Source organism: Microbacterium sp. Root180 (genome assembly GCF_001428485.1).
In the GTDB taxonomy this organism is placed as follows: Bacteria; Actinomycetota; Actinomycetes; order Actinomycetales; family Microbacteriaceae; genus Microbacterium.
This window is the reverse complement of the sequence record NZ_LMHS01000001.1, coordinates 16,762-36,349: the sequence shown is the minus strand read 5'-3', so window position 1 is coordinate 36,349 and position 19,588 is coordinate 16,762. Positions and strand designations below refer to the sequence as shown.

Sequence of the window (19,588 nt, the reverse complement as noted above, 5' to 3'; positions counted from 1 at the left end):
CGCGAAGGGGTGCGCGGGGCACTCAGCGACAACAGCGACAGGTCAACACGGGACGAGTCTAGCCCGATGGCTCCTCACCGTGGGGGTGGCATTCATCTCATCGCCGCTCCGCGACGCGCGACCGGTCACCACGTCGCGACGTACTCGGACGGCCGCAGGCGCGCGGACCGCTCGATGAGCGGAAGCGACCTTCCCACCGCCTGGGAGACGCGGCGTCGCACGTCGGCCGACGTCAGTTCGTAGGCCTCGAAGTCGCTGTCGGACCCGTAGACCCCCACTGGCAGCGTGAGCGCCTGGAAGAACCCGAACAACGGGCGCAGCTGATGCTCGAGGATCAGCGCATGACGCTCGCCGCCGCCCGTCGCCGCGAGGAGCACGGGCTTCCCCACCAGTTCGTACTGGCCGACGAAGTCGAACAGGTGCTTGAACAGCCCGGTGAACGAGGCGCGGTAGACCGGGCTCGCCACGACGAGCACGTCGGCGGATTCGATGCGCTGCAGCGCCTGCTCCACGGCCGGTGCGACATCGTCACGTCGCAGCGCTCCCGCGAACGACGGGCCGAGCGCCGCCACCTCGATCAGCTCGGTCTCCGCGTCGGCGCGCGCCGCCACCTCGTCGAGGATCGCCCGCACGAGCGCGGTCGTGCGGGACGGCTCGTGGAGCGACCCGGAGACTCCGACGACCTGCAGCGGTCGCGCCGCCGCGGTCACGGCGTCTCGGCGACGGGCGCGACGGGACGGCCGATCGACAGCATGAGCCGGTTGGCCCAGTTGAAGAACGCCGCCCCGTGGATCACATCCGAGATCTCGAGATCGTCGAGCCCGGACGCGCGCAGCCGCTCGACGTGCACCGTGTCGAATGCGATCGGGGTCGCGGTGAGCGCCGCCGCTGCCGCCACGATCGCGTCCCACCGCTCGCCGAGCTCGGCCGAGATGCCCTCGTCGAGCAGGAGGTCGACGAGGTCGGCGCGCTTCGAGTAGTGCGCGGCGAACCGCGCATGCACCGAGGCGCAGAACACGCACCCGTTGACGCGGGATGCCGCAGCCGCCGCCAGTTCCCGCTCGGCCCGCGGGAGACCCTCCCCGACGTTGTAGAAGATGTCCTTGTCGACGAGCGTGCGAGCACGCAGGATCTCGGGGTCGCGCACGAGCAGCCGGAAGTAGTCGCTGGACGCGCGCGGGCGGTCGACGAGCCCGTCGTAGTGACGCTCGGTGAGCTCGTCCTCGGGGAACGGCTCCAGCCACGGCACCCACCCCACTTCGGCGCGGGTGAACGCGTGCGGATGCGGCTCGTCGTGGACGTAGGTGCGGATGTCGGTCGTGGTGCCGGTCATGCCGGGACCTCCTCGAGGGTGGGGGTGGACTGCTCCAGCACACGCAGGCCGGCGGCCACGCGCTGCTGGAAGGCGAGGAAGGAGACGAGCTGCGAGAGCGTGACGATGCCGTCGACGCTCCAGCCGGCATTGAGAAGGCGGTCGAGGGCGGCGGATCCGGCCTCGCGCGGGCGGGCGGTGAGCAGGTGCGCGTGCGCGATGGCGGCGGTGAGCCGCTCACCGAGCGCCGCGCGGACGGCGATGCCCGGTTCGTAGCGCCGGCCATCGGTGCTCTCAGCCCGCAGCCCTTCCTCGGTGTAGGCGCCGAACGGCCCTGCCGTGGCGGAGGCGGATGCTTCGCCCGCGACGACCTCCGCACGCCCGGCATCCGCCGCCGAAGCCCGCGCTGCGTAGTGCGCGGCGGTGGCGTCGTCGGCGGTGAGGCGGGTGGCGAATGCGGCCACGAGCAGCCGCTCGGTCAGCGGGAACTCGCGATCGTCGAGGGGTGCGAACAGCGCGTCGGAGCTGGCCTGCAGCTGCTCGCGCGTCACCGGGCGTCGGCGGCGCAGGTGCGCGACCACGCCATCGGGGCGAAGGCCGGCGAGGCCGTCGACGGTGTCAAGGGTGGGGGAGGTCATGCGTTCTCCGTTTCGAGGGGGGTGGGTGAGATATCGCGGGTGGACCAGCCGAGCGCGGGGGCGACCTCGCCGGCGAAGAGCTCGATCGACCGCAGTACGAAGTCGTGGGAGGCATCGACCGAGTGCACCTGGAAGGCGACCTCGGTGGCACGGGCGAGGGTGGCGTCGGCCGCGAGCGACTCGGCGACCTGCTCGGGGGTGCCGAGGTGCGTGTCGAGCGACGCGATCAGTTCGTCGAGGGTGTCTCCGGGGATCGTCTGCCCGGCGCGGCGGAACCCTTCGGCGGCGCGGCGAAGGCCCACCTCGGCGAACCGCAGGGCGTCGGCCCGATCGTCGGCGACGAACACGGTGCGCGAGGCGGTCACGCGCGGCGCGATTCCGGCGGGGAGCGCGTCCAGGTACGCGTCCACGATCGGATCCTGCAGTCGCGCGAGCGGCGCGGTGAGGTCGTCCGCCGGGCGGGGCTGCGTGCGGGAGAGCAGCAGGCCGTGACCGTGCACGCCGGCGCGCGCGCCGCCCGGCACGGAGAAGGTCGCCTGCCACAGGCGATCGGCGAGGGACGAGGCATCCGGATACAGGGTGTTGCCGCCGCCGATCTCGCGCCCCGCGAGCGCGTCGAGCAGGACGCCGAGCTTGCGGTCGTACGCGGCCGCCTTGTCGGCCACGTCCAGGCCGAACGGGACGAAGGACGACGGGGTGCCGCCGCTGCCGAGACCGAGGTCGATCCGGCCGCCCGAGAGCAGGTCGGCGACGACCGCGTCCTCGGCGACCCTCACCGGATCCTCCAGGGGCAGCGTGACGACCCCCGTCCCCAGCCGGATCTCGCTCGTGGCCGCGGCCGCGTGGGCGAGGAAGACGAAGGGCGACGGAAGCCCTCCCTCGGCGGCGCGGAAGTGGTGCTGCGCGACCCAGGCGCGCTGGATGCCGAAGCGCTCGGCGTGACGCACCTGGTCGGTGGCGAGCCGGTACCGCTCCGCCGCGGGCGCGTCGTCGAGAAGGCGCGTGAAGAACGCGAGAGTGGGTGCGGTCATGCCGCGACCTCCGATCGTCCGGGCACGGCGGCCAGCAGCTCGCGCGTGTAGTCGTGGGCGGGGCTGGTGAAGATGTCCTCGGTGGTGCCGGCCTCGACGACGCGTCCGCGCCGGAGCACCGACACCGTGTGACTGAGGCGGCGGACCACGGCGAGGTCGTGCGAGATGAACAGGTACGTCAGTCCCAGTTCCTGCTGGAGCGACTCGAGCAGCTCGAGGATGCGCGCCTGCACAGTCACGTCGAGGGCGGACACCGCCTCGTCGAGCACCACCACGTCGGGGTCGATCGCGAGGGCGCGGGCGATCGCGACACGCTGCCGCTGACCGCCGGACAGCTCGCGCGGTGAGCGCTCGAAGACGTCGGCGGGCAGGGCGACACGGTCGAGCAGGGCCGCGGCGCGCTCCCTACGGGAGGCGCGGGTGCCCTCGCGGAAGTTGTGCAGCGGCTCGGCGACGATGCGCCCCACGCTCTGCCGCGGGTCGAGCGACGAGAACGGGTTCTGGTACACGAGCTGGATGCGTCGACGCAGGTCCCGCAGCGCGGGGCCGCGCACGCCGGCGACGTCCGAGCCGTCGAGCTCGATGCGTCCGCGGTCGGGCTGGAGGAATCGGGTGACGAGGCGGGCCGTGGTGGTCTTCCCCGATCCCGACTCCCCCACGAGCGCGTGGGTCGTTCCTCGGCGCACCTGGAACGAGACGTCGTCGACCGCCCGGAACGGCTCGGCCCCCCGCACCGCGAACTCCTTCACGAGACCATCGGCGAGGATCGCATAGGGGTTCTCGCCCGCCGCGGCAGCGGCATCCCGCAGGAACAGCGGCGGTGCGGGACGACGGAAGCCCTCCGCGGCGAGCGCCGGCGCGTCGGCGAGGAGCTGGCGGGTGTACGCATCGGACGGGGCGGACAGGATGCTGTCGCTCGGCCCCTGTTCGACGATCTCGCCGTCCTTGAGCACGACGATCCGCTGCGCGCGGTCGGCGGCGACGCCGAGGTCGTGCGTGACGAGCAGCACCGACGTGCCCTCCTCGCGCCGGAGGTCGTCGATCAGGTCGAGGATGCGTCGCTGGACGGTCGCGTCGAGCGCGCTCGTCGGCTCGTCGGCGATGATGAGCCGCGGCCGCAGCGCGATGGCGATCGCGATGAGCACGCGCTGGCGCATCCCGCCGGACAGCTCATGCGGGTACTGGCGCGCCCGCAGCGCCGGATCGTCGAGACCGACGCGCTCGAGCAGCTCGAGCACGCGTGCGCGGACCGCGGCGCGGTCGCGCTCCCCTCCGGCGGAGCGGCGGTGCAGGCGCAGGATCTCGCCCACCTGCACGCCGATCGGTCGCACCGGGTCGAGCGAAGCGGCGGGGTCCTGCGGAATCAGTCCGACCTGCACGCCGCGCACGCTCTGGAGGCGCTTCGAGGACCAGCCCGAGATGTCGACGCCGCCGAGCGTGACCGCGCCGCCGTCGACCCGCCCTCCCTCGGGGAGCAGGCCCAGCAGAGCGTGGGCCGTCGTCGACTTGCCGGATCCGGACTCGCCCACCAGCGCGACGACTTCGCCCTCGCCCACCTCGAATCCGACGCCGTGGACGACCTCTCTCCGGCCGGTGCGGGTCGCGTACGAGACGCGCAGGTCTTCGATGCCGAGCACGCTCATCGCGGGCCCCTTCCGATGGACTGGCTGATGCGGTTGGCGCTGAGCACCACGATCACCACGACGAGGCCGGGGAGAGTCGTCAGCCACCAGGCGGTGGCGACGTAGTTGCGGCCCTCGGCGATGAGCAGACCCCACTCCGGGGTGGGGGGCGGGGCGCCGTAGCCGAGGAAGCCGAGGGTGGAGATCGCGAGGATCGCGGCGCCGAACTGCAGCGCGGCGAGCCCGACGACGGCCGTGAGCGAATTGGGCAGCACGTGGCGCGAGAGCACCGAGACGAACGTCCCGCCGCTGCCGAAGGCGGCTTCGACGTAGTCGCTCCGCCGCACCCGCACGACCTCGGAGCGCGATAGGCGGGCGAAGGAGGCCACGCTCCCGACGCCGACGGCGATCGCGGCGTTCACGGTGCCGAAGCCGAGCAGGATGATGATCGAGAGCGACAGCAGCAGGCCGGGAATCGAAAGCAGCACGTCGACGACGCGCATGAGGATGTCGTCGAGCACTCCCCCGACCGAGCCGGCGACGACGCCGATCAGGGTCCCGGCGGCGAGTCCCACCGTGACGGCGATGAGCGCTCCCGACAGCGAGTGGATCGCCCCGTAGACGACGCGCGCGTACAGGTCGCGGCCGATCGCGTCGGTGCCGAACCAGTGCGCCGTGCTGGGCGGGAGCAGCTTGTCGGCCGGGACGCCCTCGATCGGGTTCTGGGTCGCGAACAGCCACGGGACGATCGCCCACAGCACGGCCACCACGACCACGACGATCGCGAGCACGAGCGTCCATGAGGGACGGCGCCCGAGCGCGAACAGTCGCGCGGCGCTGGACCGTCGCTCCGGCTGGCGGGCGGGCGCGCCGGCATCGCGGGCGAGGGGATCCAGGACGGTACCGGACGCCTCGTCCTCCGCCGCACGGCGACGGGCTGCGGCATCCGCGCTGTCCGTTGTGAGCTGCGCGCTCATGCGGGAACCTCCACGGGGGTGGGGCGAGATGCGTCTGGCCGGGCGCGGCGCGAGGTCTCCCGCAGGCGCGGATCGAGCACCGGATAGAGCAGGTCGACGACGAGGTTCACGACGACGAAGGTGAACGCCGCGAGCACGACGATCCCCTGGAGGACCGGGATGTCCTGGTTCGCGACGGCCTGCTCCGTCACCCGGCCGATTCCCGCGCGGCCGAACACCGTCTCGGTCACGACGGCGCCGCCGATGAGCTCGCCGAACAGCACGCCCGCGATCGTGAGGGTCGGGAGGATCGCGTTGCGCGCGACCGAGCGCCACAGCACCCACGACGGGGACGCCCCCTTCGCGCGGACCACCGTCACGAACGACTGCAGCTGCACGTCGTCGATGCCGCGCACGAGGATCTGGGCCAGCGGCGCCGAGATCGGCACCGCGAGCGTGATCACGGGAAGGATCAGCCCGGCCACCGGGTCGGCGCCGACGATCGGCACCCACCCCAGCCCGAACGAGAACACCTGGATGAGCAGGATGCCGAGCCAGAACACCGGCACCGAGACGAACACCCCCGGCAGCGACCGCAGGGCCGAGCGCAGCCAGGCGAACGGCGAGAGCGTCGACAGGAACGCGATCGCCGCCGCGATGACGGCTGCGAGGAGGAACCCGAGCGAGGCCAGCGCCGCCGTGGCGGGCAGCGCCTCGCCGATCAGGTCGAGCACACCCGTGCCGTACTGCGTCGAGTAGCCGAAGTCGCCCTGGGCGTACCCGCTGAGGGTCGCCCAGTACTGCTCCCACCACGACGAGTCGGCCCCGTACGAGGTGCGGATCTGCTCGACCTGCTCGGCGCTCAACCCGAGCGACGGGTCGTCGTACTTGATCAGGATCGCATCGCCCGGCAGCAGCTGCAGAAGGATGAAGGTGGCCGTGAAGGCCGCGATCAGAACGATCGCGGCCTGCCCGGCGCGTCTCAGCGCGTAGCGCATGCTCTGGCTCCCGCCGCCTACTGCTTGTCGAGCCAGACGTCGTAGAAGAGCGGCCGTGCGACCGACTCGAACTCGACGCCGTGGACGTAGGGGGCGGTGCCGTAGACCTGCGGCTCCTCGAACAGCGGGATGACGTAGGCCTGCTCGGCGAGGTAATCCTGCACCGCCTGCGAAGCCGCGATCCGCTCGTCGGGGTCCGGCGTGGACGCGACGACCTCGAGGAGGCGGTCGAGCTCAGCGTCGTCCGACAGCAGGGTGTTGCGGTTCTTCGTGTGGTACTGGCTCTTGATCACGTCGAGGTCCGCGCGGCCGACCATCGAGTGGTACAGCGGGGTCTTGAGCGGATCCTTGATGTCCTCGGCGTAGGTTCCGGCATCCGCTGCCTTCACGGTGAGCTCGACACCGACCTCCTTGAGCTGCTGCGCGACCAGTTCGAGCGTCTGCTTCGAGAGCGGCTGCGGCGCGGCCTCGTAGACCGTGAGCGACAGGCGCTCGCCGTCCTTCTCGAGGATGCCGTCGTCACCCGCCGTCCAGCCCGCCTCGTCCAGCAGCGTGGCCGCCTTCTCCGGGTCGTACGTGTAGGACTCGGACTCGTCCTTATAGCCGACGGCCGACGAGCTGAGGGCCGAAGTCGCCACGGGGTAGTTCTCGGTGAAGATCGTGTCGACGACCTCCTGCGCATCGACGGCGGCGACGAGGGCCTGGCGCACGCGGATGTCGCTGAGCAGCGGATTCGTGAAGCGCAGGCTCAGCGCGTTGTTGACGCCGCGGGTCTGCGGCGCGTGCACGTCGAACCCGGCGGAGGCCACGCGCTCCTCGTCGAAAGCCTGCACATAGCGGATGTAGTCCGCCTGACCGGCGAGCAGCGAGCCGATGCGCACGCTGTCCTCGGGGGTCACGATGAGGTGGATCTCGTCGAGGTACGCACGACCCTGGTGGTCGAAGCTCGGCGGCGCCCAGTCGTAGTCCTCGCGCGCGGCGAGGGTGAGCTCCGTGCCGAGCTTCTCGTCGGTGATGACGAACGGCCCGGCGCCGACGATGTCGGTCGCGTTCCCGGCGCCGAACTCCTCCAGGGTCAAGTCGAGCGTGTCGGGCGAGAGCAGGCCGGAGTTGATCGTCGACGTCGCCTGCAGGAAGCCGGGCGCCGGGGCCGAGAAGCGGAACGTCACCGTGTCGTCATCGACGACCTCGCTCGAGGCGTAGTTGTTGATCGCCTCCGAGACCGTCAGCCCGAGGTCGGCGTTGCCGAGACCGTAGGTGTCGAAGTTCTTCGCCACGGCCTCCGCATCCAGCGGCGTGCCGTCGGAGAATGTGACGCCGTCACGGAGTTCGAACGTGTACTCGGTCGCGTCCTCGTTCACCGTCCACTCGGTGGCCACCCACGGCTCGATCTCGAGGGTCTCGGGGTTCTGCCACGTCAATCGCGCGGCGATGTTGTTGACGAGCCCTCCGTTGGGATAGAACCCGGCCTGCGGCGGGTACAGGTTCGTGTAGGTCTGGTGCTCGAGATAGGTGAGCGTGCCGCCGGTGACGGGATCGCCGGCGGCCTGCGGGTCGCTCGAGGCCGCGCCGGAGGCGCAGGCGGTGAGCGAGGCCGCGACGGCGACCGCGACGACGCCGGCCAGGGCGCGTGCTGCGGGACGGGACATGAGTACTCCTCGGATGGGTGTCGGACGCCTGGTGCGGCGGGACGGTGTGGCCACGCTACGGACGCTCGCCGGGACCTCGCTCGGCTGTGTGTCACCGCCCGTCACCGCCCGCACCGGGGCGTCACGCCGCTTCACGGGGCGTAACACTGCGGCCGCGTCAGGGCCCGCCTCTGCACCCCTCCTGCCCGTTCCGTTTGTGCGGGTGAAAGTGCGCCCGACGGAGTGGTGGAGCGCACTTCACCCGCACAAACGGAAGGGGGCCGGGCTGGGGGCGAGGCTCAGGCGACGCCGACGGGGTCGTGGGCGAGGCGCGGCGCCCCCAGCGAGAGCCGGTCGCGAAGGGACGCCCCGCTGCGGCCGAGCAGGCCGCGGCGTCGCAGCTCCGGCGCCGCGAGCGTCGTGAAGGCCTCGAACTGCGCCGGCTGGAACGCCGACAGCACGTTGAAGCCGTCCGCGGCGGCCGCATCGCGCCACTGCTCGAAGTGATCGGCGATCGCCGCGGGGCCGCCGACGACGAAGGCGGCCGGCACGGCGTGCGCCGCGATCAGGTGCCGCCATGTCAGGTCGATGCCCGCCCTGCGACCGGCGCGGTCCTGCACGAGCCGCAGCGTGTTCGCCCCGGCGTCGGCGAAGGCCCGGGCTGTCGCCGAGGGCACCGTGTCGTCCACGGCGGCGCTGCGCGCCGGATCGTCCCCAGGGACGCCCGCGGCGTCGAGGAACGATCCGAGCGACCTGTTCGGCGGGAAGGCCACCCGGTCGCGATGCGGTCCGCCGTCGTCGATCGGGACGAGCAGCAGCAGCCGGTCGACGATCGCGCGGGCGGCAGCATCCGACTCCGCCACGACGGGCAGCACGGGCACGATGACCTTCAGCGTGTCGGGGTCGCGTCCGGATGCCTCGGCCAGGCCCCGCAGCTCGGCGCGCGCGTCGACGGCCGAGGCGAGAGTCGGCGCGGCGATGAGCGCGAGGTCCGCCTCGGCTGCGGCGAGCGCGCGCGAGCGCGGCGACGTTCCCGCGTGCACGAGCGGAAGGTGACCCTGCGGCGGCCGCGCGACGTTCAGCGGCCCCTCGACCCGCACGTGCTCGCCGTCGAACGCCGCTGCCCGCAGTCGCTCGGGGGCGATGAGCACACCGGCCGCGGCATCCGCGATCCAGGCGTCCTCGTCCCACGATTCCCAGAGGAGCCGCAGGGCGCGCACGAACTCCTCGGCGCGGTCGTAGCGCGCGGTGTTGTCGGCGTGCGCGTCGCGTCCGTGGTTGGCGGCCGCGCGCGGCTCGGCGCCGGTGACGAGGTTGATGCCGGCGCGGCCTCCGGTGAGGAGGTCGAGGGATGCCGTCGCCCGCGCGGTCGCGTACGGATCGGCGTACGTCGAGTTCACGGTGGCGATGAGGCCGATCCGTTCGGTGACGCCGGCGAGATACAGCACCGCGCTCAGCGGATCGATGCGAGCGAGGAGGTACGGGTCGCGGTACTCCAGGTCGGGCCCCGTCGCGAGCCAGTCGCCGAAGAACAGGTAGTCGAGCCCGGCGTCCTCGCCGAGCCGAGCGACCCGACGCAGCACCTCGGCATCCGTGTGCGGATCGGAATGGGCACCCGGATGCCGCCACCCCGACGGGTATGCGCCGAGGGTGCGGACCATGGCACCGACGATCAGCGGCCCGCTCACAGGCGCGAGACCTCCGCCGACGGGGTGGTGCCGACGGCGACGAGGCGGCCGCGCGAGTTCGACCACTGGCTCCACGAGCCGGGATACACCGTCACATCGATGCCCGCGATCGCGCCGGCGAGGGCGGTGTGCGACGCGGCGATGCCGGAGCCGCAGTATGCGGCGACGGCCACGCCGTCCACGACTCCTGCCGCGGCGAACTCGGCGCGGATCTCGTCGGGCGAGCGGAAGCGCCCGGCGACGAGGTGCGTGGTGGTCGGCAGGTTGACGGCGCCCGGGATATGACCGGCCACGGGGTCGAGCGGCTCGGAATCGCCGCGATAGCGCTCCGGCGCGCGCACATCGAGGAGGACGCCCTTCCACGGCCAGTCCTCGACGTCGTCGATGTCGGCGACCCCGTGCTCGATCTCCTGCAGCTCCACATCGCCGCGACGGGGAAGAACGTCGCCGGTGTCGAGCGGCAGCCGTTCGGTGAGCCAGCCGCGCAGGCCGCCGTCGAGCACGCGCACGTCGGGGAGGCCCGACCGCGTCAGCACCCACCATGCGCGGGCGGCCGCAACCGAGTGCAGATCGTCGTAGGCCACCACGACGTCGCCCGAATTCACTCCCCACCGGCGGGCGGCCTCCTGCAGCTGCTCGCGCGGAGGAAGCGGATGCCGACCCTGCCGCGGGTCGTCGCGCCGGGCGAGCTCGCGGTCGAGGTCGACGTACACCGCGCCCGGGAGGTGGCCGTCGAGGTACGCCGGGCGCCCTTCGGGCGCGTCGAGACGCCAGCGCACGTCGAGCAGCCGGACGGGGCGATGCTCGCGGATCAGGTGGGAGAGCTCGAGGGGCGAGATGAGCGGGGAGGCCATGCGCCCATGCTCACGTCCTGGGTGAGCGCACGGAACCGCGGGCCGTCATCCACCGCGACGAGACGTCACACGCCGTGATGCGGCGCAACACGGCGTCACGCGGGAATCTCTCCGAACGCCGCGCGCGGGGTCAGGAGAGCGGGGAGGGGGCGGGGGCGACCCGGCCGCGGATGAAGAACAGCATCACCAGGCCGGCGATGATCACGGCGATGTTGCCGAGGCCGGCGATCGCCGTCAGCGGGCCGTCCGCCGGGTACGCCGTCTGCAGGAAGATCGACGGGTCGGTGCTCGCGTGGATCAGGATCGGAGCGATGATCGTGCCGGTGACCCGGAGCGCGAGGTACATGCAGATGCCGAACCCGAAGGTGTAGAGCACCTGGAACGCGGTCGCGAAGAGCGACTGCCCACCGAGCAGATTGCCGATGTGGAGCCCGGCGAAGAGCGCCGCCGACACCAGCGCCACCGTGATCTCGCGATGCCCGGCCTTGCGCATCATGTTCACGACGTATCCGCGGGTGAGCACCTCCTCGGCGAAGCCGATGAACAGGCCCGTGAGCAGCCAGACCGCGACGTACTCGAATCCGGCCGCCCCGTAATCGATCGAGAGGAAGCGGAGCACGTTGAACAGCAGGACCACGGCGACCGCGATCCACATCCAGCCCTTGCCGCGGATCGGCTGCGGACCGAACACCGCCTTCAGCCATCCGACGGAGAGCCCGAAGACCACGAGGATCACGCCCCCGAGGAGGATCGGCAGGGCGAACACCACCAGCACGTACGTCGACGTCCCCGGCTCCAGCCCTCCCACCAGCGGAAGCACGAGAAGCGAGGCTGCCTGATACAGCACGAAGTACGCGGCGACGAGGATCACCGCCCGCCACCAGTCCCCCTTCTCCCAGAACCGCTCCCAGCCGGACGTGGTCGTCTCGCTCGTCATCGGTGGTCACCCTTCGGTCGGCTGCGGCAGTCCTCCCAGCCAACCTAACGGCCGCCGAGCACCGCCTTCATGCGTGCCAGGCTCGCCTCGGACTCCGCCAGGAGGCCCCGCAGCTCGTCGACGGTCGCGGTGTCCGCCGCCGGTTCGGGCGCCACGGGCGCGGCATCGGTGACGGATGCTGCGTCCGGCGCGTCCGAAACCGCCGCCGCTGCGGCATCCGTCGACTCCTCCGCCGGCGCGGGTGTCCGGTCGCCCTTGCGCGGCGCGAGGAAGAGATTGGCGAGGTAGCCCGTGAACGTGCCGAAGATACCCACGCCGACCACGATCACGATCGTGCCCACCAGTCGCCCCCGATCGGTGACGGGATACTGGTCGCCGTAGCCGACCGTCGAGATCGTCACGATGACGTACCAGAGGGCATCCGATGCCGAGGTGATGTTGGCTCCGGGGGCGTACTGCTCGATGCGCAGGATCGCCAGGCTGCCGAACTCGAGCACGAGGATGCCCATGAGCAGCAGCACCAGCAGGGCGCTGTTCGCACGGTCTCGCACGATCGTGTTCCACACCGCGCGGATGCCGAGCTGCCGCAGGAGCCGGCTGACGCGCACAAGGCGGAAGACGCGCAGGATCTTCGCCTGCGGGAACGGCAGGCTCGCGAGCAGGTCCGCCCATCCGAAATGGCGGAAGAAGTACGCGCTCGCCGACGGGGCGGTGAAGATCCGATAGAGGAAGTCGCCCAGGAAGATCCCACTGAAGAGGGCGTTCATCACGTTCAGGATCTGCTGCAGCCCGGGATCCTTCACGAAGGCGTAGACGAGGACGAGGTTGAAGATCGAGAGCACCGACAGCACGCCGATGAAGATCTCGTACGAGGTGTTCTTGAGCTCGGAGCGAGGTGCGGACATGCCAGGATTCTGGCACCGCGGGCATCGCCGCCTGGGGGTGATCTTCTCCGCGCGTGAAGTGTTAGCGTGAGGCCAGTCCGACGAGAGGCGGTGGGCATGACCGAGTCGATCGGCGTGATGCTGCGTCTCCTGCTCGAGGTCTTCGCCGGGGTCGCGATCCGCGAACCCAGCGCCCTCGCGTTCGCCGCTGCCGCCGTCGCGGCCGTCGCCGTCCTGGCGATCACGCTGACCCTGGTCGAGCTCCCGGTCTCGGCGACGGGGTCGTCGCCGCATCCCCTGCGCGCGATCGACGTCTCGGTGCGGCTCACGCAGAGCCACCCGGATGCCCCGGGTCACTCGCGTCCGCGAGCTCCCGGCGCGGCGGCTTCGGCCGCCTGACCCGGAGTCCGTCTCCGCCCGCCTGCGGGCGCTGTTCGGCGCACCCGGTGCTCTCGTGGCCCTCTGCCGCCACCAGACACCGACCGAACGGACTCCCATGGACATCTACGCCTTTCCCCCGATCGCGGCGATCCTCGACGCCGCCTACTCCGGGCTCCTCCTCCTCGCCGAGCTGCTCCAGCCCCTCGCCGGCGATGCTGCGGCCGCGGCATCCGTCATTCTCGTGACCCTGCTCGTGCGCGCGGCGCTCATTCCCGCCGGCGTCGCGCAGGCCAAGGCCGAGCAGAGCCGCAGCCGCCTCGCCCCGCTGCTGAGCGAGCTGCGGCGGCGCCACGCCCGTGACCCGGAGCGACTGCAACGCGAGACGATGAAGCTCTACGCGGACGAGGGAGTCTCACCCCTCGCCGGATGCCTGCCGATGCTCGCCCAGGCCCCCGTGCTCGCCGTGGTCTACGCGCTCTTCGCCTTCGCCGCCATCGCAGGCCACCCGAATGCTCTGCTCGCAGAGCACCTCGCGGGGGTGTCGCTGGGGACGAGCCTGTTCGGCGCGGCAGCCGGCGGCACGGCGACGGTCGCGACGTTCGGGGTGTTCGCGGTGCTGATCGCCGTGATCGTCGTCATCGCGGAAGTCACGCGGCGCACCTTCCGGCCGCCTGCGGGTATCGAAGCGGATGCCTCGCCCCTGGCGGGCAGGGCGGGCGCACTGGTCGGCGCGCTGCAGTTCACGACGGCGGTCGTCGCCCTCTTCGTCCCACTGGCCGCGGCGCTCTACCTCGCGACGACGGTCGTCTGGACGCTCCTGCAGCGCGTCGTGCTGCGGCGCCGCTATCCGCTCGCGGCCGGCTGAGCGTCGCGGCCGGCCTCAGGCGTCGGCGGGCTCCTCGGGCTTCTCGCTCCGGCCGTGCTTGACCGCCATCGTGAGCAGACGCAGACCCGCGCCGAGCAGGATGAGGTTCAGGACCATCTGGATGGTGACGATCACCCGGGCGGTCTGACTCACCGCCGCGATGTCGCCGAACCCCACCGTCGCGAACACCGTCACCGTGAAGTACAGGGCGTCCATACGGGTGAGCTCCTGCGTGAAGCTCGACGGGTCGTTGTGGCCCATCAGGAAGTAGACGGCGGCGAATGCGAGGAGGTAGAGGGGGGCGATGACGGCGAGCGCCTCGATGGCCCGAAGGCCGGGTTCCTCGGAGCGGATGATCGCGATCACCTGCCACACCGACACTCCCACGAGCACACCGGCGGCGACGATGATCGCCATCACCGGCGGGAGGTCGTCGATCCACTCGAGCGGGACCACGAAGTAGAGGAAGACCAGCACCACGGCGGCGATGAACGCGCGCAGGATGCCCCACGCGACCACGCGGCGCCGCTGCGACCTGCTCAGCCGATCGATGGGACGCTCGGTCATCCGTCTCCTTCCGTCGGGTCAACGTTGGCGGCAGAACCGCTCAACCGTCGTCACCCACGCCGAGTGACATGTCCTCGGCGCAACGAGTTTTCCCGCGTGCGCCGTCGATGGGATACTCGACGGGTGCCGCAGCCGTCCCGCGGACCACGACCATGAGCATCCCGGATCACCGCACCGTCGCCCGCATCAGCGTGGTCGGACCGGGTCGCGTCGGTCGGGTCGCCACCCTCGCCTTCGCCGCCGCCGGGTATGACGTCACCGGACCGTTCGGACGCGGCGAGACCGTCGCCGAGGCCGACGTCGTGCTGCTCTGCGTGCCCGACCGTGAGCTCGGCGCCGCCGCCGCGGCCCTGCGCGGACGTGGACGGCTGCTCGCCCACACGTCGGGTGCGACGCCGCTGGCAGGATCCGGCGTCGACTTCGGCCTGCATCCGCTGCGCTCGTTCGCCGGAGCCGAGGGAGCGGACGCGTTCGCCGGCATCGGCTGCGCGGTGGCGGGGGTCTCCCCCGACGCGCTGCGTACGGCCGAAGAGCTCGCCCGGGCCGTCGGAGGACGCCCGTTCAAGGTGACGGACGAGCAGCGGGCCGGATATCACGCCGCGGCATCCATCGCCTCGAACTTCCTCGTGACGCTCGAGGCGGCCGCCGAGCGGGTGGCCGAGGCGTCGGGGCTGCCCGCCGACTTCCGCGCGCACCTGGTGCCGCTCGTGCGCGGGACCGTCGAGAACTGGGCCGCGCACGGACCGCGGGCGGCGCTCACCGGCCCGATCGCACGCGGAGACGAGGAGACCGTCGACCGTCAGCGGGACGCCGTCGCCGCCGACGCGCCCGAGCTGCTGGCCCTCTTCGACGAGCTGTCCGACCGCACCCGCGCGCTGGCGCGCACCGAGGAGTCACCGGCATGAGGATCGTCCGCACCGTCGCCGACGTGCGCGCCGCCGTGCGCGCCGCCCGCTCGCGAGGCGGCTCGGTCGGCCTCGTGCCGACGATGGGGGCGCTCCACGACGGCCACCTCTCGCTCGTCCGCGCCGCGCGGGCGGCGAACGATCTCGTGGTGATGTCGCTCTTCGTCAATCCGACGCAGTTCGGACCGAATGAGGACCTCGCCGCGTATCCGCGTGACGAGGAGCGCGATGCGCGCCTCGCCGAAGAGGCGGGCGTGGACGTGATCTTCGCTCCGTCGGTCGCCGAGGTGTATCCGCACGGGTTCGCGACCAGCATCCACGTATCGGGGCTCACCGACGTGCTCGACGGCGCCGCGCGCGGAGCCGGTCACTTCGACGGCGTGGCCACCGTCGTCACGAAGCTCTTCCAGATGGTCGCGCCCGACGACGCCTACTTCGGGCAGAAGGACGCCCAGCAGGTGCTCGTGATCCGCCGCCTCGTGCGCGATCTCGACATGCCCGTCACCGTGGTGGCCTGCCCGACCGTGCGCGAAGCCGACGGCCTGGCCATGAGCTCGCGCAACGTCTACCTCGACCCGGAGTCCCGCGAGCGGGCGACGGCGCTGGGCCGCGCGCTCGAGGCTGCCCAGCAGGCCGTGACGGAGGGACGGACGGATGCCGCGGCCGTCCTCGCCGCGGCATCCGCTGTGCTCTCCGCAGCCGCGATCGAGCCCGAGTACCTCGAACTGCGCTCCCCCGACGACCTCAGCGAGGTCGCGCGGGTGAGCGGCCCGACGCTCCTCGCTGTCGCGGCACGCGTCGGACCTGCGAGACTGATCGACAACCGCATCCTGGAGGCTGCCCCATGAGCACAGGACCGCTGACCCCCGCCGCGCCGGGGTCGCGCCCGCGCGTGACGTTCGGCGCCCTCGCCGCACTCAAGGCGAATCGCGATCCCATCGTGATGGTCACCGCGTACGACTACCCGAGCGCTCAGATCGCCGAAGCAGCCGGCGTCGATGTGGTGCTCGTCGGCGATTCCGCCGCGATGACCGTCCTCGGGCACGAGAGCACCGTCCCGGTCACGGTCGACGAGATGATCATGCTCACTGCGGCCGTGCGCCGCGGCCTCTCGACGCCGCTCCTGGTCGCCGATCTTCCGTTCGGCTCGTACGAGGGCTCCGACGAGCAGGCCGTCGCGACGGCGCAGCGCTTCGTCAAGACCACGGGCTGCGACGCCGTGAAGATCGAGCGCGGCGGGTCGTCGGTCGACCGCGCCCGCGCGATCGTGGGAGCCGGCATCCCGGTCATGGGTCACGTCGGGCTGACGCCGCAGACCGCGGCGACCATCGGCGGCTACCGCGCACAGGGGCGCACCGCCGAGGAGGCGGTCGCGCTCTGCGAGAGCGCGGTCGCGCTGCAGGATGCCGGCTGCTTCGCCATCGTGTTCGAGGCCATCCCGTCCGCCGTGACCGAGGCCATCATGCCGCGTCTGGCGGTGCCGGTGATCGGCATCGGCGCGGGGCCCGCCGCCGACGGTCAGGTGCTCGTGTTCCACGACCTGCTCGGCATCTACGACGGCCACGCCGCCCGGTTCGTCAAGCGCTACGCCGACGTGCGGTCCGAGATGCTCGCCGGCGTCACGGCGTACGCCGACGAGGTGCGCTCACGCGCCTACCCGCAGCCCGAGCACGGGTACGGGATGCCGGCCGAGGAGGCCGCGCGCCTGAGGGCGATCCTCGACGCCAGCACGCCGCCCCGCGCCCGCCGCGCGTAGCCCGGGGCGGGCGTAGCCCGGCCGGGCGTAGCCCGGTGCGCGTAGCCCGGGTCGGGTAGCCCGGCCATCCTCCCGGGTTTGGGGCGCATCCCGTCCGTTGGGGCGCACCTCTCGCGCCCCAAGGGACGGATCGCGCCCCGAACCCGAAGCGGGCCTAGCCGGGGTCTGGCGCCATGCCTCCCGGGTTTGGGGCGCATCCCGTCCGTTGGGGCGCACCTCTCACGCCCCAAGGGACGGATCGTGCCCCGAACCCGAAGCGGGCCTAGCCGGGGTCTGGCCGCCATGCCTCCCGGGTTTGGGGCGCATCCCGTCCGTTGGGGCGCACCTGTCGCGCCCCAAGGGACGGATCGCGCCCCAAACCCGACCGAACCCGAAGGTATGCCTCGCCGGGGTCAGTCGATCCGGTGCTCGTGCACGGCGCTGTTGAGGGTGGTGCCGTTGAGGTCGAGGTAGAGCTCGCGCTCCGTGACCGACAGCGTCATCGTGTTGCGCCGGTCGATGACCGCGACCGCGGCATCGATGAACCCGGGGTCGAACGAGAACAGCCGGATCGCTTCGGCGTCGTGGATGCGCTTGCCGGCCCACGGCGCCATCACCTTGGCGGGATCGCGGTGCGTGTAGACGACCGTGCGGTCGGCGAGCTTGCTGCCGTAGTGCAGGCGCTCGGCGTCGGGTGCGCCCACCTCGATCCACGCCGTGACACGACCGGTGAGGTCGCGGACGAGGACCGCCGGCTCGTCGCTCGCCGAGACGCCTTCGGTGAACACGATGCCCTCTTCGTACTCGAGGCAGTAGGCGAGGACCCGCGTGAACATGAAGGCGGCGGTCTCGGACGGATGCCGCGCCACCCGCAGCGGCAGCTCGTCGTAGACGCCGCGATCGACATCGGCCAGCTGCACCGTGAAGGTGTGGATCGTCGCCCCGAGCGCCATTCCTCCAGCGTAGGGTGCTCGGGAGGCGCGCTCGCCATGCGCGACTCCCGTGCCCCCCGAGCAGCGAGGCGCATCCCCCCGGATTCGACCTCGCCTTCCAAAGACACCGGCATCCCGTAGCCGGTGTCCACTTCTATGAGTCCTCGGCGGCGCGAATCATGACGGCGGGACGGATGATCGCGGGCGAGAGCGCTCGGGCGTCAGGGGCGCAGCGTGTGGCGCATCCGTGGGCGCTCGCTCTGCGCCATCACGGTTTCGTCGGATTTCGGAACCGGCATCGTGATCGACGGTCTGGTCTATCGTGGAGCCGGCAGCGGGGCCGGTGACGGCGGCCGCGTGAGATCGCGGGGGGACAACGACATGGTCTGTCAGTGCGGTGCGCACGGATCCCTTCCCCCGGATGCCTCGAGGCGCGCGCTCGTCGTGGACCGCGAGTACTCGGCAGCCGCCGTCGATACCGCTCTGAGCCGCTGACATGGACGCCGTCGTCCTCGCACTGGACTCCTTCAAGAGCTCGATCGGTGCTGCCGATGCCGTCGCGGCGCTGCGCGACGGCTGGATCTCGGTCGATCCGCACCGCGAGATCACACTCCTCCCGATGGCGGACGGCGGCGAGGGCACGCTCGACGCGTTCGCCGCGGCAGTGCCGGGCGCCGAGCGCGTTCCCGTCACGGTCACCGGGCCCGAAGGGGACCGGATCGCGGCATCCTGGCTCCTCCTTCCCCCCGCCTCGGACGCACCGGACGGGACCGCCGTGGTCGAGCTCGCCTCGACGTCGGGCATCGAGCTGCTGGGCTCCCCGTCGCGCCTGCGTCCGCTCGACGCCGACACGCGCGGGTTCGGCGAGGCGATCGCCGCGGCACTCGCGCACGGCGTCTCGCGCCTCGTGCTCGGCATCGGCAGCAGCGCCTCGACGGACGGGGGAACCGGCATGCTGTCGGCCCTGGGCGCGCGGTTCACGGATGCCGCATCCCGCCCGATTCCGCCGGGCGGACGCGGTCTGGGCTCGCTCTCGTCGGCCGACCTGACCGGCCTGCCGGCTCTCCCGGCGGGCGGGGTGACCGTGCTGACCGATGTGACGAATCCGCTGCGGGGCGACCTCGGCGCCGCGGCCGTCTTCGGTCCGCAGAAGGGTGCGGGACCGGACGAGATCGCGCTCCTGGACGCGGGGCTGGGCCGGCTCGCCGCCCTCGTCGACGTCGATCCCGGCACTCCCGGCGCGGGCGCGGCGGGCGGTACCGGGTTCGGGCTTATCGCGTGGGGCGCGAGGCTCGTCCCCGGTGCCGACGCGGTAGCAGAACTCATCGGGCTGCCTGCGGCCGTCGGGGCGGCATCCGTCGTCGTCGCCGGCGAGGGCTCGTTCGACGGGCAGTCCGCGGCGGGCAAGGCCCCCGACCTCGTCCGGGCCCTGGCCCGGGCTGCCGGCGTGCCCGTCGCACTGGTCGCCGGAAGGATCGCCGCGGACGCCGACGTGTCGGACTTCGCCGATGCGGTCTCGCTCACCGAACTCGCCGGGTCCGGCGAGGCCTCCCTCTCCGACCCGGCGCGCTGGCTGTTCGCCGCAGGCGCGGAACTGGCGCGCCGCCTCGCCTGATGCCCGGCCGCCGCCACTTCTCCGGAGATCGACGCATCTG

General features: G+C 72.0%; 21 protein-coding genes. 7 read left to right on the top strand and 14 right to left on the bottom strand.

Features of this window, described 5'->3' with window-relative positions; translation table 11 throughout:
• Positions 1 to 125: 125 nt before the first annotated feature.
• The 12 genes from msuE to ASD93_RS00155 all read right to left on the bottom strand — a co-directional run bounded on the left by msuE (position 126) and on the right by ASD93_RS00155 (position 12,569).
• On the bottom strand, positions 126 to 710 hold the full coding sequence (gene msuE / locus ASD93_RS00210; protein WP_056117423.1) for an FMN reductase: 585 nt from the start codon (positions 708 to 710) through the stop codon (positions 126 to 128).
• A complete protein-coding gene (locus ASD93_RS00205) occupies positions 707 to 1,333 on the bottom strand; it encodes an alkylhydroperoxidase domain protein (protein ID WP_056117420.1) in 627 nt (208 codons plus the stop codon). Before ASD93_RS00205 ends, msuE begins: the two co-directional genes overlap by 4 nt.
• Complete coding sequence (locus ASD93_RS00200; RefSeq protein ID WP_056117417.1) at positions 1,330 to 1,950, bottom strand: CMD domain protein; 621 nt, start codon at positions 1,948 to 1,950, stop codon at positions 1,330 to 1,332. The genes ASD93_RS00205 and ASD93_RS00200 overlap by 4 nt, the downstream gene beginning before the upstream one ends.
• Positions 1,947 to 2,981, bottom strand: a complete 1,035-nt coding sequence (locus ASD93_RS00195) for a putative FMN-dependent luciferase-like monooxygenase (RefSeq protein WP_056117415.1) — start codon at positions 2,979 to 2,981, stop codon at positions 1,947 to 1,949. Before ASD93_RS00195 ends, ASD93_RS00200 begins: the two co-directional genes overlap by 4 nt.
• Positions 2,978 to 4,624 carry a dipeptide ABC transporter ATP-binding protein gene (locus tag ASD93_RS00190; RefSeq protein WP_056117414.1) on the bottom strand — a complete coding sequence of 549 codons (1,647 nt, stop codon included), beginning with the start codon at positions 4,622 to 4,624 and terminating at the stop codon, positions 2,978 to 2,980. Before ASD93_RS00190 ends, ASD93_RS00195 begins: the two co-directional genes overlap by 4 nt.
• Complete coding sequence (locus ASD93_RS00185; RefSeq protein WP_056117412.1) at positions 4,621 to 5,580, bottom strand: ABC transporter permease; 960 nt, start codon at positions 5,578 to 5,580, stop codon at positions 4,621 to 4,623. The genes ASD93_RS00190 and ASD93_RS00185 overlap by 4 nt, the downstream gene beginning before the upstream one ends.
• Entirely contained in the window at positions 5,577 to 6,557 is a 981-nt protein-coding gene (locus ASD93_RS00180; protein WP_056117409.1) for an ABC transporter permease, read from the bottom strand. Before ASD93_RS00180 ends, ASD93_RS00185 begins: the two co-directional genes overlap by 4 nt.
• A gap of 17 nt (positions 6,558 to 6,574) precedes the next feature.
• Positions 6,575 to 8,206 (bottom strand): TIGR04028 family ABC transporter substrate-binding protein, encoded by a 1,632-nt coding sequence (locus ASD93_RS00175; protein WP_056117408.1) that lies wholly within the window; start codon positions 8,204 to 8,206, stop codon positions 6,575 to 6,577.
• 278 nt (positions 8,207 to 8,484) lie between these two features.
• On the bottom strand, positions 8,485 to 9,846 hold the full coding sequence (locus ASD93_RS00170) for an NtaA/DmoA family FMN-dependent monooxygenase (RefSeq protein WP_082569148.1): 1,362 nt from the start codon (positions 9,844 to 9,846) through the stop codon (positions 8,485 to 8,487).
• Positions 9,847 to 9,869: 23 nt separating this feature from the next.
• Positions 9,870 to 10,727, bottom strand: a complete 858-nt coding sequence (locus ASD93_RS00165) for a sulfurtransferase (protein ID WP_056117403.1) — start codon at positions 10,725 to 10,727, stop codon at positions 9,870 to 9,872.
• A 130-nt stretch (positions 10,728 to 10,857) separates the two neighbouring features.
• Positions 10,858 to 11,664: a CPBP family intramembrane glutamic endopeptidase gene (locus ASD93_RS00160; protein ID WP_056117401.1), complete on the bottom strand. Its 807-nt coding sequence runs from the start codon at positions 11,662 to 11,664 to the stop codon at positions 10,858 to 10,860.
• A 44-nt stretch (positions 11,665 to 11,708) separates the two neighbouring features.
• Positions 11,709 to 12,569 carry an ion transporter gene (locus ASD93_RS00155; RefSeq protein WP_056117398.1) on the bottom strand — a complete coding sequence of 287 codons (861 nt, stop codon included), beginning with the start codon at positions 12,567 to 12,569 and terminating at the stop codon, positions 11,709 to 11,711.
• A 96-nt stretch (positions 12,570 to 12,665) separates the two neighbouring features.
• Here ASD93_RS00155 and ASD93_RS00150 point away from each other — a divergent pair, with 96 nt between their 5' ends.
• Together ASD93_RS00150 and ASD93_RS00145 are read left to right on the top strand one after the other, a co-directional pair.
• Complete coding sequence (locus ASD93_RS00150; protein ID WP_056117395.1) at positions 12,666 to 12,947, top strand: DUF6412 domain-containing protein; 282 nt, start codon at positions 12,666 to 12,668, stop codon at positions 12,945 to 12,947.
• Positions 12,948 to 13,044: 97 nt separating this feature from the next.
• Entirely contained in the window at positions 13,045 to 13,794 is a 750-nt protein-coding gene (locus ASD93_RS00145) for a YidC/Oxa1 family membrane protein insertase (protein ID WP_056117392.1), read from the top strand.
• Positions 13,795 to 13,809: 15 nt separating this feature from the next.
• On the opposite strand, the gene ASD93_RS00140 is transcribed toward ASD93_RS00145, so the two are convergent.
• The gene (locus ASD93_RS00140; RefSeq protein WP_200950561.1) at positions 13,810 to 14,361 is read right to left on the bottom strand and encodes a potassium channel family protein; all 552 of its coding nucleotides are present in this window, start codon (positions 14,359 to 14,361) and stop codon (positions 13,810 to 13,812) included.
• Between the two features lie 152 nt (positions 14,362 to 14,513).
• On the opposite strand from ASD93_RS00140, the gene ASD93_RS00135 reads away from it, so the two are divergent.
• From ASD93_RS00135 to panB, 3 genes are read left to right on the top strand one after another with little or no spacing between them, the layout of a single operon-like run.
• Positions 14,514 to 15,266 carry a DUF2520 domain-containing protein gene (locus tag ASD93_RS00135; RefSeq protein ID WP_056118960.1) on the top strand — a complete coding sequence of 251 codons (753 nt, stop codon included), beginning with the start codon at positions 14,514 to 14,516 and terminating at the stop codon, positions 15,264 to 15,266.
• Complete coding sequence (gene panC, locus ASD93_RS00130) at positions 15,263 to 16,114, top strand: pantoate--beta-alanine ligase (protein WP_056117389.1); 852 nt, start codon at positions 15,263 to 15,265, stop codon at positions 16,112 to 16,114. Before ASD93_RS00135 ends, panC begins: the two co-directional genes overlap by 4 nt.
• Positions 16,111 to 17,022 carry a 3-methyl-2-oxobutanoate hydroxymethyltransferase gene (gene panB, locus ASD93_RS00125; protein WP_056117387.1) on the top strand — a complete coding sequence of 304 codons (912 nt, stop codon included), beginning with the start codon at positions 16,111 to 16,113 and terminating at the stop codon, positions 17,020 to 17,022. Before panC ends, panB begins: the two co-directional genes overlap by 4 nt.
• Positions 17,023 to 17,414: 392 nt before the next feature.
• Here the strand turns inward: panB and ASD93_RS00120 are convergent, their stop codons facing one another.
• The gene (locus ASD93_RS00120; protein WP_056117384.1) at positions 17,415 to 17,954 is read right to left on the bottom strand and encodes a YaeQ family protein; all 540 of its coding nucleotides are present in this window, start codon (positions 17,952 to 17,954) and stop codon (positions 17,415 to 17,417) included.
• A 213-nt stretch (positions 17,955 to 18,167) separates the two neighbouring features.
• On the opposite strand from ASD93_RS00120, the gene ASD93_RS16305 reads away from it, so the two are divergent.
• Both ASD93_RS16305 and ASD93_RS00110 read left to right on the top strand, forming a co-directional pair.
• On the top strand, positions 18,168 to 18,428 hold the full coding sequence (locus tag ASD93_RS16305) for an ROK family protein (protein WP_056117381.1): 261 nt from the start codon (positions 18,168 to 18,170) through the stop codon (positions 18,426 to 18,428).
• Position 18,429: 1 nt separating this feature from the next.
• The gene (locus ASD93_RS00110) at positions 18,430 to 19,548 is read left to right on the top strand and encodes a glycerate kinase (RefSeq protein ID WP_056117378.1); all 1,119 of its coding nucleotides are present in this window, start codon (positions 18,430 to 18,432) and stop codon (positions 19,546 to 19,548) included.
• The last annotated feature ends 40 nt before the right edge of the window (positions 19,549 to 19,588 follow it).